Raw genomic sequence first — 13,489 nt, 5'->3', positions numbered from 1 at the left:
GCGATCACGATAGCCATGTAGGGGCGCTGCTTGCCGTGCCCTGTTCAAGGCGCAGCAAGCAACGCCTCTACTCGCTATATAGATAGTTTTGTGAACACCGCGTCTTTGCATCCCCCTGCTTGTAAAGGATTAGCCCGATGAAATACCGCCTCTTAGCCGGTACTGATTTAAATATCTCCACCCTATGCCTTGGCACCATGACCTTTGGTGAGCAAAACAGCGAGGCCGAAGCGCATGAGCAGCTCGACTACGCACAAGCAGCAGGCATTAATTTTATTGATACGGCCGAGATGTATCCCGTGCCAGGCAAAGCAGAAACTCAAGGGCTAACCGAAAGTTATGTAGGCACGTGGCTAGCCAAACAAAGCCGCGATAAGATTATTTTGGCGAGCAAGATTTCTGGCCCAAACCGTGGCATGGATTGGATACGCGGCGGGCCTAAGCTTAATCGAGAACAGATTATTAGCGCATGCAATGCCAGCCTCAAGCGCCTGCGCACCGATTATCTAGACCTATACCAGCTACACTGGCCCGCCCGCCATGTACCGATGTTTGGCCAAAGCTATTACGACCCTAGCCAAGAGCCAGATCACACCCCTGATTTTGCAGAGCAATTAGCCGCCTTAAATGAGCTAGTCATAGCGGGTAAGGTTCGCCATATCGGCCTATCCAATGAAACCCCTTGGGGCGTAATGGAAGCCAACCGCGTGGCTAAAGCGCAATCGCTGCCACGTATTGCCTCAATTCAAAATGTATTTAATTTAATTAATCGTAATTTTGAAAATGGGCTGGTTGAAACCTGCCATCGAGAAAACGTCGGCCTGCTTGCATATAGCCCCTTGGCCTTTGGCTTATTGTCTGGCAAATACTTAGATAACCCACACGCTGCAGGCCGAATGACGCGCTATAGCAATTTTGGTGCACGCTATTTAAAACCTGCCGTTCCCCCTGCTATTGCAGCCTATGTACAGCTCGCCAGAGAGCATGGCTTATCCCCTGCCCAAATGGCCTTAGCGTGGGTAAGCAGCCGTTGGTACGTTGCTAGTAATATTATTGGCGCCACCACCATGGCCCAGTTAAAAGAAAACATAGCTAGCTTAGATGTATTGATTACCCCAGAGCTAGATGCCGCCATAGAGGCCATTCACAAACAAAGCCCTAATCCTGCCAATTAAACATCAAGTAACTAACGATTAGTCATTCATCCTTTTTACTCTGTCGGTACTTATGAAGGGGCCTTATTGCAGGTTTTTACTTTGCAATAAGGCCCTCATTTTATTTATAAAAACAGAAGCTTATTTCAATAATAATGGATTGATTTTAAACCTAGCCATTCTATAAAGAGGACAGTCACTTTGCTTTTAATCCTGTTTTCTAGGGGATCACCTTATGTTTGGCTTTACTCAAAAGACAGAATCAAAGAATACCGCCGATGCTCAACTAGATACGATGCGCGCAGTACTAGATCATGTAGACAATATGGTCCTGCTCTGTGATACCAGCCATGAAAACAATGTTTTTTATGTCAACCAAACCGCAAAAAATGTCTTTGAGCAATATCGCCAAGAAATGACCCAAGTTTTACGCGGTGCAGACCCTACGGCAGCACAAGGTGGCTCTATCCATCGTTTTCACCATGACCCTGATCGTGTACGCCGCATCTTAGAAAAACTAGGTACAGGCGCGCGTAATGCCACCCATGTGGCCGATATTCCACTAGGCAGCATCACCTTACGCACCAAAGCTTTCCCCATTTGGGATGCCACAGATTCTAGCAAGGTAAAATGCTACCTTGCCTGCTGGGAAGATATCACCAGCAAGCTTAAGCATGAAAATTTACAACAAGACGTAGCCAGCAAAGCCAGCCAACTGCATGAACAGGTGTCTTATATTGCCTCCACGATGGAGCAAGTCAGCACCAGTATCGACGAAGTAGCCCACACCACCAGCGAGGCCAGTAATCGTGGCAATAGTGCTTTTAGCAGCGCCAATGAAGGCCAAGTCGTAGTGGAAGGTGCAGTGCAGGGGATGCGCGATGTAGCGGTATTAGTGCGCACCACCGCCGGCGTTATCGGTCAGCTTAATACCCAATCCGATAAAATTGGCGTGATTGTGGGTGTGATCAAAGATATTGCCGACCAAACCAATCTGCTAGCGCTCAATGCCGCCATTGAAGCCGCCCGCGCGGGGGACACCGGTCGTGGCTTTGCGGTAGTGGCCGATGAGGTGCGTAAATTATCCGAGCGCACCGCCAAAGCCACTGCAGAAATTGGTGAGCTGATCCACTCAATTCAAATCGAAATTGAACGTGCTGTTGGCACCATGAATTCAGGCGAAAAAGACGTGACCGCTGGCGAAGAAAAAGCCGTTAGCGCCGAGAAAGCCTTAGCACGCATCGTGCAAGACGTAGGTGCGATGCGTAATTTAATTAGCGAAATCTCGAATGCATCCGAGCAACAAGCAAGCTCGGTACGCGATGTGGCTCAACGCTTAGAAGTCATTACATCAAATCAGTAATTAAAGCTTTCACCCAGTAAAAAGCCCATTAGCAAGCTGCTAATGGGCTTTTTTATCTACTTAATCTAGTCAGCGATACGCTTATAGATCTTTAGCATTCTTAGCTAAGTAATCAGCAACGCCAGCAGCATCAGCCTTCATACCTGCTTTACCTTTGTTCCAGCCTGCTGGGCAAACTTCACCGTGCTCTTCAGTAAATTGCAGCGCATCAACTACACGCAGCATTTCGCTGATATCACGGCCCAGTGGCAAGTTGTTCACAACTTGGTGCTGTACAACGCCATTTTTATCAATCAGGAAAGAGCCGCGCAGTGCAACGCCTTCTGCTGCCAGCTCAACATCGTAAGCCTGGCAGATTAAATGCTTAGTATCCGCAACCAAGGTGTAGCCAACTTGGCCAATGCCGCCTTTTTCTACTGGGGTATTGCGCCATGCAGCATGAGTAAACTGGCTGTCGATCGACACGCCAATCACTTCAACATTACGGGCTTTGAATTCTTCCAGACGGTGATCAAATGCAATCAGCTCAGATGGGCAAACAAAAGTGAAATCTAGAGGATAGAAGAACACCACGGCGTATTTGCCGGCAGTGGCTGCCTTAAAGTTGTAGCTATCTACGATCTCGCCATTACCTAAAACGGCTGCTGCTGTGAAATCTGGTGCGCTTTTACCAACGAGTACGGCCATGTTGATGCTCCTTTATTTAAGACTAAAAAATAACCACAGGTATTTTGGGCTAATACATTCGACTTTGTCCAATCAACAAAGTTCATCTTGATGATAGCTTTTCTCAATGACATCTTGATGGTAGCTGTATTAGATGTTTTAACCACCTATCAATGAATGAGGCAATCTTTACATCATGGCTATGTTGCATAAAAGCGGGCACCTCAGCAAAACCACGCCCTTGCTCGCTCTTGCCGCGTCAATGACGGCATTCAACGCCAATAAATTGGTTTGCTCGCGTTAAGCAAAAAAATTAGGGTATTAAGGTTCTATATCACTTTTTTAGCGCATATGGGCCTGCAACCCCAATCCTATCAACTCAAGGGGAATGTTTTAATTGTTACACAGGCTTCAGCTTGGATTGCACTATTGCAAGCATTTAAAACATCGTAGGGTAGGCGCGTTCTTTGCCCACGCCGCGTATCCGCGTGGGCAAGATAAACCGCCTTGCCCACCCTACATGGTGTGCCTAAGTTGATAGGATTGGGTTGCACCCGTCCTACAAAAATAGAGTACGGGTCTAAAAAATCTATTTACATAGGCTGAGCAAGAAACATCATCAGGTCAGTATGAATACCCTCGCCAAGGCCATTACATTTGTAGAGGAATCAAAATATCCAGCCACTTCACGGCAAGTTGGCGCTGCTCCATCGTTCCTCGATAAAGCAGCTGCTCTAGCTCATTACAAGCAGCCTGAATATTCTCCAGCTCTAAATGCCCAATCACCGTTTGCAAGGCGGGATCGCTACTTAAGAAGTCATCCAAATTGATCCGTGGCAATTCTACTGGAAAGGTAATTTCCTTTAGCGCGGGGATGTCTAAAGTATCCAATGTAAATTGCTGGTCTAGCTCATTATCCCAAGGGCCCGTTGCAAACGCTAAAGCGGTATCACGCGGTAACTCACTCAGCTCGATAGCACTCGTCTCACGATTTTGTGCCGCTTCTTTATCCAATACCAAAGGTAGATTTAATTTTTCGTCTAAAGAAAGATAAAGCGGATTATCTTCATCAATACTACGCCCTAAGCTTTGCACCTGCTGCCACAGGCTATCACTAGAAAACTGCAACCTAAAACCAACCGCTCGGTTTTGAAAATCTTGCCGCATCCCTTGGCTAACGTAAATATCAAACAGCTTCATCCATAGCGCCAGTGAGCTCGGGTATTGCTCAACTTCACTGATCAATAAATTAATTGCCTGAGTAATCAGGCCGTGATCCAGCAACATCTGCGCTTCTTCCGAGACATTTTTAGGCTGCACCACATCCATATCATCGCGGCTCCAATCAGAAGCCGCCTGAGAAAAATTATTGACCATACCCATCACCTGATTACGGCTAGGCACGACCTCTCTTAATCGATCAGACATCGCTACAGGCGTAGCGATGGATGCAAAAGTACTTTGCCCAAGCGGAAACGCATCTAAATCGTTATTCATTTGGCGACGCGGGAAACGCCACCACATTACCGGCAGTAGCAAGAGTAGCAGCCACCATGGGCTAGGCCAGCTGCGCTCCTCTTGGTGAGACAAAGCTTCCACACCAACGTCTGAAGCTGAAGCATGCCCATCTTGTAAGGAGGCCAGTTGCTTTTCAAGCTGAGTGATTTGATATTTATATTGCAGTAGCTGCGCCGTTTGATCATCGGCCTCTAGAATCTGCAAACGCTCACGCGCAAGCAAGCTCTCTTCTGGGCTGAGTTGAGATTTACGAGCAGCCCCAAGAATAGAGTCAGACATACGCAGATGAAAGCCTGCGCTGCTTGCAAGCAGTGCAGGCGGAACAGCAATTTGTAATGAATCTCTAGCAAGCTGTGGGGCTAAGGCGAGCGGAGGGCTCGTTTTTGCAGGGGCCACCTCAGGGCTAACGGCCACATTGGCCAATACGCTATTACGATCAGGTAGTTTGATATTGGTATTGATAGGCAATCTAGCATTGGTATTTTGGGCAAGATCTGGATTCAGCCGGTAAATCTCATCCACCATGCGGGCTTTTTTTGCGCGATCTTGAGGGAAATAAGCCCGCGCAATGCGCTCTACGGAATCCCCTTCCTGACTTTGCCATACTCCTGCAAAAGCAGGTAGCTGCCTACGAATAGTGGGCAAAGCCACCGCTACTTCTATGCTGCGCTTAGACTTATACTCGCGTGGATCGAGCAAGACATTGTAATCACGTTGAAAAACGGCGCTTTTTTCACTTGCGCACCGTAGCCGAATCGAAAAATTGACCAAGGGCTCTTGCAAGGGCTCATCCCCTCGCAATACTAATTGGCCACCCGTTTCATTGGCTTCAAAAGATAAATGCGCCCGTAGATGGGCTACATTCTCATCCTGAGTTGCAACTAGCCGAAAACAATGGCTATCTAATTCATCCCCATCATTTGCAACGACATTTATTCTGGCATTAAAACGCTCACCCAGCGCCGAGCGAACTTGCAAGTCACCCAAGACTGCTGCATAGGCAGGCTGGAGCAACACACTAGCCAGTAGTAAATATCGATTAAGTCGCATAGGCACTTTAAACAATATCGAGGTGATCAAGGCCAGAAAGTACATCCGTATGCTTGGCCTCTGCGCCCTGTAATTTAATACTTAGACGTAAATCATTCACCGAATCAGCATTGCGTAAGGCATCTTCGTAAGTAATTTTGCCGGCCTCATAATGATCAAATAAAGCCTGATCAAAGGTTTGCATACCTAACTCACGTGATTTTTTCATAATTTCTTTGATTTCGTGCACTTCGCCCTTAAAAATCAGCTCTGAGATCAAAGGGCTATTCAGCATCACTTCCACCGCCGCCACGCGCCCTTTACCCGAGCGATGTGGCACTAGGCGCTGCGAAACAAAGGAGCGTAGATTGAGCGATAAATCCATCAACAACTGCTGACGGCGCTCTTCTGGAAAGAAGTTGATAATCCGATCCAGTGCTTGATTGGCCGAATTGGCGTGCAAGGTTGCCATACAAAGGTGGCCGGTTTCAGAAAAAGCAATCGCGTAATCCATGGTTTCACGGTCGCGAATTTCACCGATCAAGATCACATCTGGGGCTTGGCGTAAGGTATTTTTCAGTGCAGCCTGCCATGAATCCGTATCAACGCCTACTTCACGCTGAGTCACAATGCAATTTTTATGCGCGTGTACGTATTCAATCGGGTCTTCAATAGTAATGATGTGATCATAACCATGCTCATTACGGTGCCCAATCATTGCCGCCAGTGACGTGGATTTACCCGAGCCCGTGCCGCCTACAAAAATAACCAAGCCACGTTTGGCCATGGCGATATCGCATAAAACTGGCGGTAAGCCTAGCTCAGCCAGTGAAGGAATTTCAGAATTAATCGTACGCAGCACCATGCCTACATGGCCTTGCTGCATAAAAGCATTGACCCGAAAGCGCCCAAGCTGACCAGGGCTAATCGCAAAATTGCATTCTTTAGTCGCTTCAAAATCTTCTGCTTGGCGATCATTCATAATCGCCCGCGCTAATTCTTTGCTGTGCTGTGCAGAAAGAATTTGATTTGAAACCGGCGTCACTTTGCCATCAATTTTCATGGCAGGAGGGAAATCAGCCGTGATAAATAAATCCGACGCCCCTTTGCCACGCATATGCCGCAATAGGTCATGCATAAACTTTGCGGCTTGTTCTTTTTCCATTATTCATTTTCCGCGATGAGCTTGTTTTAATTGCCTAGTACCAACAGCAGCTTGTAAATATACTTTTGATATGCTGCGATAATACCTTACCTACCAATTAAGCAACAAACTTTAATGTAGACAGTCGAATGTAATAATAAATTTAATCACGCTCATTACTGCTTAAAATTTAAGATAATCCTAATAAACTTAAATTGCGCTGCTAGCCTAAGGCTATTTGATATAAATGCCAGCCTTCAGCTAAATCACTAGGGGAGCGCTGATTACTGGCATTTTCTCCATACGGGCTTAGCCTCTAAAATTGTCTGGAATTGCCGCTTTCATTCGTGCCTCGGGCAAAGAAATAATATTGCGCTGCAATAAGCCTTGTAAACACTGGTCTAATGTCTGCATACCAAACTGCTGCCCCGTTTGAATTGCTGAATACATCTGAGCAATTTTATTTTCACGAATCAAATTTCGAATCGCTGGCACGCCAATCATGACTTCATGCGCCGCTACACGGCCCCCTTCTTTCTTTTTTAACAGTGTTTGCGAAATAACCGCTCTTAATGATTCAGATAACATAGAGCGAACCATTTCTTTTTCTGCTGCTGGAAACACATCGACCACCCGATCAATCGTTTTAGCAGCTGAAGAGGTATGCAGCGTACCAAACACCAAGTGACCGGTTTCAGCGGCAGTCAGTGCAAGACGAATCGTTTCTAGATCGCGCATTTCCCCCACCAGAATTACGTCAGGATCTTCACGCAGTGCCGAGCGCAGAGCATTAGAAAAGCTCATGGTATGCGGCCCAACTTCACGCTGGTTAATCAGGCATTTTTGCGAGGTATGGACAAACTCAATCGGGTCTTCCACGGTTAAGATATGCCCATATTCATTGGCATTGATATAGTTAATCATTGCCGCCAGCGTGGTGGATTTACCCGAGCCCGTAGGGCCAGTTACCAGCACCAAGCCGCGTGGTGTTTCTGCGATATCTTGGAAAATACGCGGGCAACCTAGTTCTTCTAGCGTTTTAATATCGGATGGAATCACCCGAAATACCGCACTTGCCCCACGGTTTTGCACAAAGGCATTCACCCGAAAACGCGCTAAACGTGGTATTTCAAAAGAAAAATCGCATTCCAAGGTGTCTTCGTAAATCTTGCGCTGGCCGTCGTTCATGATGTCGTACACCATATCGTGTACGTCTTTGTGCGACAGTGCCGGCGTATTAATGCGACGAATATCCCCGTCAACGCGAATCATGGGAGGCAATCCAGATGATAGATGTAAGTCTGATGCCTTGTTTTTCACGGTGAAAGCTAATAATTCGGAGATTTCCATTGTCTAATCCTGTCCACATAGTAGAAGTGAAACAAATTTTTGCGTAATAATGTTCAAACGCCTGCTATATATTGGCCCCATACAGCCTAAGACGGCCATGTTTAAACCACTTATATCTACCGATATGGTGAGTGGCTCATTTAACTAGCCAGCAATATTTCGAGTTGAGAGCCCATTATGGCAACGATATTTACAGCATGGCAAGGTGTGCAAGAGCGCATTGCCGATGCCTGCTTAAGAAATCATAGAGAAAGCAGCGATGTAGTGCTGCTTGCCGTTAGTAAGACATTTCCAAGTTCCGATATAAGAGAACTTTATTTAAGTGGCCAGCGGAACTTTGGCGAAAATTATGTACAAGAGCTTGTAGAGAAACACGCAGCTTTAAGCGACTGTAAAGAACTAGTTTGGCATTTTATCGGGCCGCTACAGAGCAATAAAAGCCGATCTGTGGCAGAGTTGGCGCATTGGGTGCATTCCATCGATCGTTTAAAGGTGGTTGAGCGTCTTTCTGCACAGCGACCGGAACATCTGCCCGATCTTAATGTCTGTATACAAATTAATGTATCGGGTGAGGCCTCTAAATCAGGCATTAGTCCTAATGAATGTTTAGAGCTGGCAAGCAAAATCTGCCAACTTCCCCGTATAAAATTACGCGGATTAATGTGTATACCCGAAGCGAGCCGCGATGCGGAGCATTTAGCTTCACAATTTAAGATACTTCGTGACGTGCAAAACCAGCTAATGAGCCACGATATTGCATTGGATGTTTTATCAATGGGCATGTCGAGCGATTTAGAAATCGCCATTAGCGAAGGTTCAACGCTAGTGCGAGTAGGAACCGCCTTGTTCGGCTCCCGCGTTACGAAACCGAGCGACACGCCCCCAAATTAAAAAGGGGAATGATGCGTTCGTTTCACCTTAAGGATACTTATGAAAATCACTTTTATTGGTGGCGGAAATATGGCCATCGCCATGATCGGTGGCATGCTTAAACAGGGCTTTAGCGCCAATCAAATTCATGTGGTCGAGCCCAGTAAAGAACAGCGCGAGCACCTTAATCGTACTTATGCCATTGAATGTAGCAGCCCAGACCAGCCTCTTTTGCCTAGCGATGTGATTTTATTTGCCGTAAAACCTCAGCAATTAAAAGCCGTGGCGCAATCACTTAGCTCGCAAATCAATGGTGCTTTGGTGATCTCGATTGCAGCTGGCGTTCGCGCCGATACGCTGGCCAAATGGCTAGATGCTTACCCACGGATTGTGCGAGTTATGCCCAATACCCCAGCACTAGTGCAAGCAGGCATGTCTGGGGCTTATGCCACGAGTGATGTCACACCCGCTGATCGAGCTTTAACCGAGCGCATGCTGGCCGCGATTGGTGAGATGGTATGGGTAGAGAGTGAGAGTGAAATTGATGGCATTACCGCCATTTCTGGCTCTGGCCCAGCTTATGTTTTCTACTTTATGGAAGCCTTACAAGCCGCTGCACAGGCACAAGGCTTTACACCTGATGTGGCCCGCAAATTAGCTTATAAAACATTTGAGGGCGCAGTAAAGCTGGCCTTACAAAGTGAAGACGATGCCGCCACTTTGCGTAAAAAAGTGACTTCCAAAGGTGGCACTACCGAGCAAGCGATTAATACGCTAGAGGCTAGCCAAGTGCGCACTAGCATTATTGCAGCAGCGGCAGCGGCAGCGGCGCGCTCACAGCAATTAGGAGATGAATCCTAATGCTAACTAACACGCTCAATTTTTTAATTCGCAATCTGTGCGAATTTTTTCTACTACTGCTCTTAGCTAGGTTTTTTTTACAAGCCGCGCGGATTCCTTTTAAGCATCCGCTAACCCAGTTTGTACTATCACTCACCAACTGGGCTGTTATTCCGGTGCGGCGTATTTTGCCGCCGTTTCGTGGGCTAGACAGCGCTAGCTTAGTACTGGCATGGCTAGTGGCGCTGCTTATGCATGCCACTTTGCTTGCCCTATCACCTTGGCCCTTTGATTTTACTGCGCCATTTTCACTATTTTCTTTGGCCCTTGCTGCCCTATTAGAAATCTGCAAAATGTCGCTTTACCTGCTGTTTGCCACCGTTATTGGCCAAGCGCTGATGTCTTGGCTAGCGCCTTATAACCCGCTGATGCCGATTTTAACCGCGCTCACCGCACCGTTTCTGCGCCCACTGCACCGCTTTATTCCACCAATTGGTGGCGTGGATATCACCCCTCTGGTGCTGATTTTGGGTATTCAACTGGTGCTGAATGTACTAGTACCCAGCTTAGAGCAAATTATTTTGCAAGGCGTAAGCATGATTATGCTGAAGTAAAAAGCGACTAGCTCTGCGTGAGAGCTCCAATTCCTAAGCCACGAAGAGCACAGAGCCGCACAGAGCAAAAACATTGAAATTCATCGTTTTCTCTGTACGGCTCTGTGCTCTCTTTTTTCTCTATAACTCAAGGTTTGGTAAGGAATTAGCCTTTCAAGCGATCCACATCGGGTTTAACTTGGCGGTACTCACCATCAATGACATCGCTATCTGCACTTGCTGAAGCTGGCGTAACGGCGGCCTTATTGCCCACCAAATAGCCCCAAGGCAACAGTAATACAAGCGCCACCACGTCGCCCAAGATGCCCGGCAACAGCAGCAGTACCGCAGCAATATAATAACGAGCAACGGCAAATAAGCTGCTCAGCCTTAAGCGCCCAGAGCGCACATCATTAAAAAGCGCGGCACCCACGGCCAGTTTATGATGGCGTAGCATCAGGCCACCGCTAAAAAACGCCACAATCAACCACAGCACCACCCAAAAAGTACCGATCGCTTTTGCCAGTAAAACGATCGTGATAATTTCAGCAATCGGGTAGGCTACAAATAGTAATAACAGCAGGTAAGGCATGACAACTCCAAATAATATTTTGATCGTACTGTGCAATTGCCCAAACGAAGATGTAGCAAATCGTTTAGCCAGCGGTGTTGTAGCAGCGCGCCTTGCGGCCTGTGTGAACCAATTGGCCCCCGTGCAATCTACCTACCTATGGAATGAAAGAATCGAATCCACAAGGGAAGTTCCCCTCTTGATTAAAACGACCCAAATCGCCTACCCTGCTTTAGAAGCTTGGTTAGCCGCGCATCACCCTTATGATGTAGCCGAAATTATCGCTCTAAGCCCCGCTGCTGGCCTACCCGCCTATCTCAACTGGGTACAAGACTCTGTTGGGCCAAAGGAAGCCGCCGAATGATCACGCTATTTCGACTACTTTGCTTTTTCTTGCTGATCGGCTCCGCTAACGCAGCAGATGACTTACTGCCCCCAGAAAAAGCCTTCCAAGCTTACATGGTACAGATTGATGACCACACATTGGAAGTCCGTTTTAAAGTAGCGCCAGGCTACTACCTTTATCGGGATCGCATTAGCTTTAAGGCCAATCCACCGCTCACGGCTGAGTTTCCGCTTGGTACAGAAAAAAACGACCCCAGCTTTGGCAAGGTACAAGTTTACAAGCACGATACCGCTGTGCGGCTCAAATCTACCGTTCCTATTCCTTTAGATGCGGCCATTAACGCTAAATTCCAAGGCTGTGCTGAAGTAGGCGTGTGTTACCCACCGCAAACCCAGCAACTTAAAATAGGTGACAAGCCCAAAGACGCACTAGACCAGCTTTTTGGCAAGAGCAGCCCCCCCGCAGCAATCGGCCCCAGCGGGGCCGATGTTTTTTTCAGCGGCGGATTCCTAGCCACCCTCGGCATATTCTTTTTAGCGGGGCTGGGCTTAGCACTCACCTCCTGCATGTATCCCTTGATTCCTATTGTCTCTGGCATTGTTTTAGGTAACGGTCAGCAGGGCAAAATGCGCGCGTTGGGGCTAACCTTTGCCTATGTGCAAGGTTTGGCATTGAGCTACACCTTAATCGGCATTGCAGCCGCCGCAACCGGCACCTTACTTGTTGTAGCCTTACAACAACCTTTTGTTATTGCAATATTCTCCATGTTTTTTGTTTTGATGGCGCTGGCTATGTTTGGGCTATTTGATCTGCAATTATCCGGTGGTATCCAAAGCAAAATGAATCAATGGGCCAATCGCCTACCGGGTGGTCAATTTACTTCGGTATTTGCGATGGGGGCACTTTCTGCTCTGATTGTTGGGCCTTGCATCGCCCCGCCGCTGGCTGCAGCCTTGGCTTATTTAGGCCAAACGGGGGATCTGCTGCTGGGTGGTAGCGCTCTATATATGCTGGCGCTTGGCCTAGGCCTGCCTTTACTTGCCATCGGCGTTTTTGGAGGCAGCGTCTTACCCAAGCTACCGGGCAAGGCCATGCAGGGGATTAAAATAGTCTTCGGGATCTTATTGCTGGCCATGGCGGTATGGGTGGCGCGGCCATTATGGGAGAAAACAGGCGCAGCAACAGGGCCGCAATTTACGGCCATTCGCTCAGTAGCAGAATTAGATCGCTCTATTGCCAAAGCCAATGGAAAAATAGTTGTATTAGATTTTTATGCCGATTGGTGTATTGCTTGCAAAGAATTTGAGCGCGATACACTCAGCGATCCAGAAATTCAAGCCACGCTATCTAGTATGGTATTACTACGTGCCGATGTGACTCAAAATAATGCATCAGACCAAGCACTCTTAAAACGCTTTAAACTGTTTGGCCCACCTGCTATTTTATTTACCGGCAATCATGGGCTGTTTTTAAATGAGCGTGTTATTGGCTACCAAAACCCAGCAGCATTTAAAGCCACATTAAAACGCATTAAAGAGGAAGCACAATGAAATACTGGCTGATTGCATTTAGTTTTATCAGTATTTTAGCGCAGGCTGATGGGATATTCTCAGCCCAACTCCCTGATTTACAGAACAAATCTCAATCTTTTTCACAATGGAAAGGCAAAGCCATCATCATGAACTATTGGGCAACGTGGTGCAGCCCATGCCGTGAAGAGATTCCAGAGTTTATTGCCTTACAAAAAAAATATGCCGGAAAAGTGCAATTTGTTGGCATTGCCATTGATGATGTAAAAGACGTCAGTGCCTTTTCCAAGCAATATGGAATTAATTATCCAATATTAATTGGTGACGCCAATGCAATGGAGCTGATGCGAAAAGAAGGTAATCAACTCGGCGGATTGCCCTTTACCGCAATTTACAATGCAAAAGGAGAGCGCATCGCAATTGAATTAGGACGGATCAAAAAGGAAAAGCTAGAGGGCTACTTAAAAGAATTAAGTAAATAATTGTAATTTATATAGGTGCAACATCGCGTACCTT

Annotated in this window: 13 protein-coding genes; 8 read left to right on the top strand and 5 right to left on the bottom strand. The window is 47.1% G+C overall.

All coding sequences use genetic code 11. The annotated features are described in order from the left end of the window. Positions 1-137 precede the first annotated feature (137 nt). Both Q0R17_RS01090 and Q0R17_RS01085 read left to right on the top strand, forming a co-directional pair. Entirely contained in the window at positions 138-1,175 is a 1,038-nt protein-coding gene (locus tag Q0R17_RS01090; RefSeq protein WP_293931252.1) for an aldo/keto reductase, read from the top strand. Between the two features lie 214 nt (positions 1,176-1,389). Further along, the gene (locus Q0R17_RS01085; protein ID WP_293931250.1) at positions 1,390-2,517 is read left to right on the top strand and encodes a methyl-accepting chemotaxis protein; all 1,128 of its coding nucleotides are present in this window, start codon (positions 1,390-1,392) and stop codon (positions 2,515-2,517) included. 81 nt (positions 2,518-2,598) lie between these two features. Here Q0R17_RS01085 and Q0R17_RS01080 read toward each other — a convergent pair whose 3' ends face one another. The 4 genes from Q0R17_RS01080 to Q0R17_RS01065 all read right to left on the bottom strand — a co-directional run bounded on the left by Q0R17_RS01080 (position 2,599) and on the right by Q0R17_RS01065 (position 8,224). Then, the gene (locus tag Q0R17_RS01080; protein WP_293931247.1) at positions 2,599-3,204 is read right to left on the bottom strand and encodes a peroxiredoxin; all 606 of its coding nucleotides are present in this window, start codon (positions 3,202-3,204) and stop codon (positions 2,599-2,601) included. 630 nt (positions 3,205-3,834) lie between these two features. Continuing rightward, entirely contained in the window at positions 3,835-5,751 is a 1,917-nt protein-coding gene (locus Q0R17_RS01075) for a FimV family protein (protein ID WP_293931245.1), read from the bottom strand. A gap of 7 nt (positions 5,752-5,758) precedes the next feature. Next, positions 5,759-6,895 (bottom strand): PilT/PilU family type 4a pilus ATPase, encoded by a 1,137-nt coding sequence (locus tag Q0R17_RS01070; protein ID WP_293931241.1) that lies wholly within the window; start codon positions 6,893-6,895, stop codon positions 5,759-5,761. Between the two features lie 288 nt (positions 6,896-7,183). Beyond that, a complete protein-coding gene (locus tag Q0R17_RS01065; protein ID WP_293931238.1) occupies positions 7,184-8,224 on the bottom strand; it encodes a type IV pilus twitching motility protein PilT in 1,041 nt (346 codons plus the stop codon). A gap of 177 nt (positions 8,225-8,401) precedes the next feature. Here Q0R17_RS01065 and Q0R17_RS01060 point away from each other — a divergent pair, with 177 nt between their 5' ends. Genes Q0R17_RS01060 through Q0R17_RS01050 form a run of 3 tightly spaced genes read left to right on the top strand, consistent with a single transcriptional unit; the run spans position 8,402 to position 10,548 of the window. After that, the gene (locus Q0R17_RS01060; protein WP_293931235.1) at positions 8,402-9,115 is read left to right on the top strand and encodes a YggS family pyridoxal phosphate-dependent enzyme; all 714 of its coding nucleotides are present in this window, start codon (positions 8,402-8,404) and stop codon (positions 9,113-9,115) included. Between the two features lie 39 nt (positions 9,116-9,154). Continuing rightward, positions 9,155-9,955: a pyrroline-5-carboxylate reductase gene (gene proC, locus Q0R17_RS01055; protein ID WP_293931231.1), complete on the top strand. Its 801-nt coding sequence runs from the start codon at positions 9,155-9,157 to the stop codon at positions 9,953-9,955. After that, the gene (locus Q0R17_RS01050; RefSeq protein WP_293931229.1) at positions 9,955-10,548 is read left to right on the top strand and encodes a YggT family protein; all 594 of its coding nucleotides are present in this window, start codon (positions 9,955-9,957) and stop codon (positions 10,546-10,548) included. The genes proC and Q0R17_RS01050 overlap by 1 nt, the downstream gene beginning before the upstream one ends. A gap of 145 nt (positions 10,549-10,693) precedes the next feature. Here Q0R17_RS01050 and Q0R17_RS01045 read toward each other — a convergent pair whose 3' ends face one another. Beyond that, on the bottom strand, positions 10,694-11,119 hold the full coding sequence (locus Q0R17_RS01045) for an FxsA family protein (RefSeq protein ID WP_293931228.1): 426 nt from the start codon (positions 11,117-11,119) through the stop codon (positions 10,694-10,696). Here Q0R17_RS01045 and cutA point away from each other — a divergent pair. Genes cutA through Q0R17_RS01030 form a run of 3 tightly spaced genes read left to right on the top strand, consistent with a single transcriptional unit; the run spans position 11,118 to position 13,455 of the window. Beyond that, a complete protein-coding gene (gene cutA, locus Q0R17_RS01040) occupies positions 11,118-11,462 on the top strand; it encodes a divalent-cation tolerance protein CutA (RefSeq protein ID WP_293931227.1) in 345 nt (114 codons plus the stop codon). The two genes, Q0R17_RS01045 and cutA, sit on opposite strands and share 2 nt — an antisense overlap. Then, positions 11,459-12,994: a protein-disulfide reductase DsbD gene (gene dsbD, locus Q0R17_RS01035; RefSeq protein WP_293931225.1), complete on the top strand. Its 1,536-nt coding sequence runs from the start codon at positions 11,459-11,461 to the stop codon at positions 12,992-12,994. The genes cutA and dsbD overlap by 4 nt, the downstream gene beginning before the upstream one ends. Further along, positions 12,991-13,455: a TlpA disulfide reductase family protein gene (locus Q0R17_RS01030; RefSeq protein ID WP_293931222.1), complete on the top strand. Its 465-nt coding sequence runs from the start codon at positions 12,991-12,993 to the stop codon at positions 13,453-13,455. Before dsbD ends, Q0R17_RS01030 begins: the two co-directional genes overlap by 4 nt. Positions 13,456-13,489 lie beyond the last annotated feature (34 nt).

Origin of the sequence: Iodobacter sp. (genome assembly GCF_025352645.1) — a bacterium.
GTDB lineage: Bacteria > Pseudomonadota > Gammaproteobacteria > Burkholderiales > Chitinibacteraceae > Iodobacter.
This window is presented reverse-complemented; position numbering and strand designations above follow the sequence as displayed.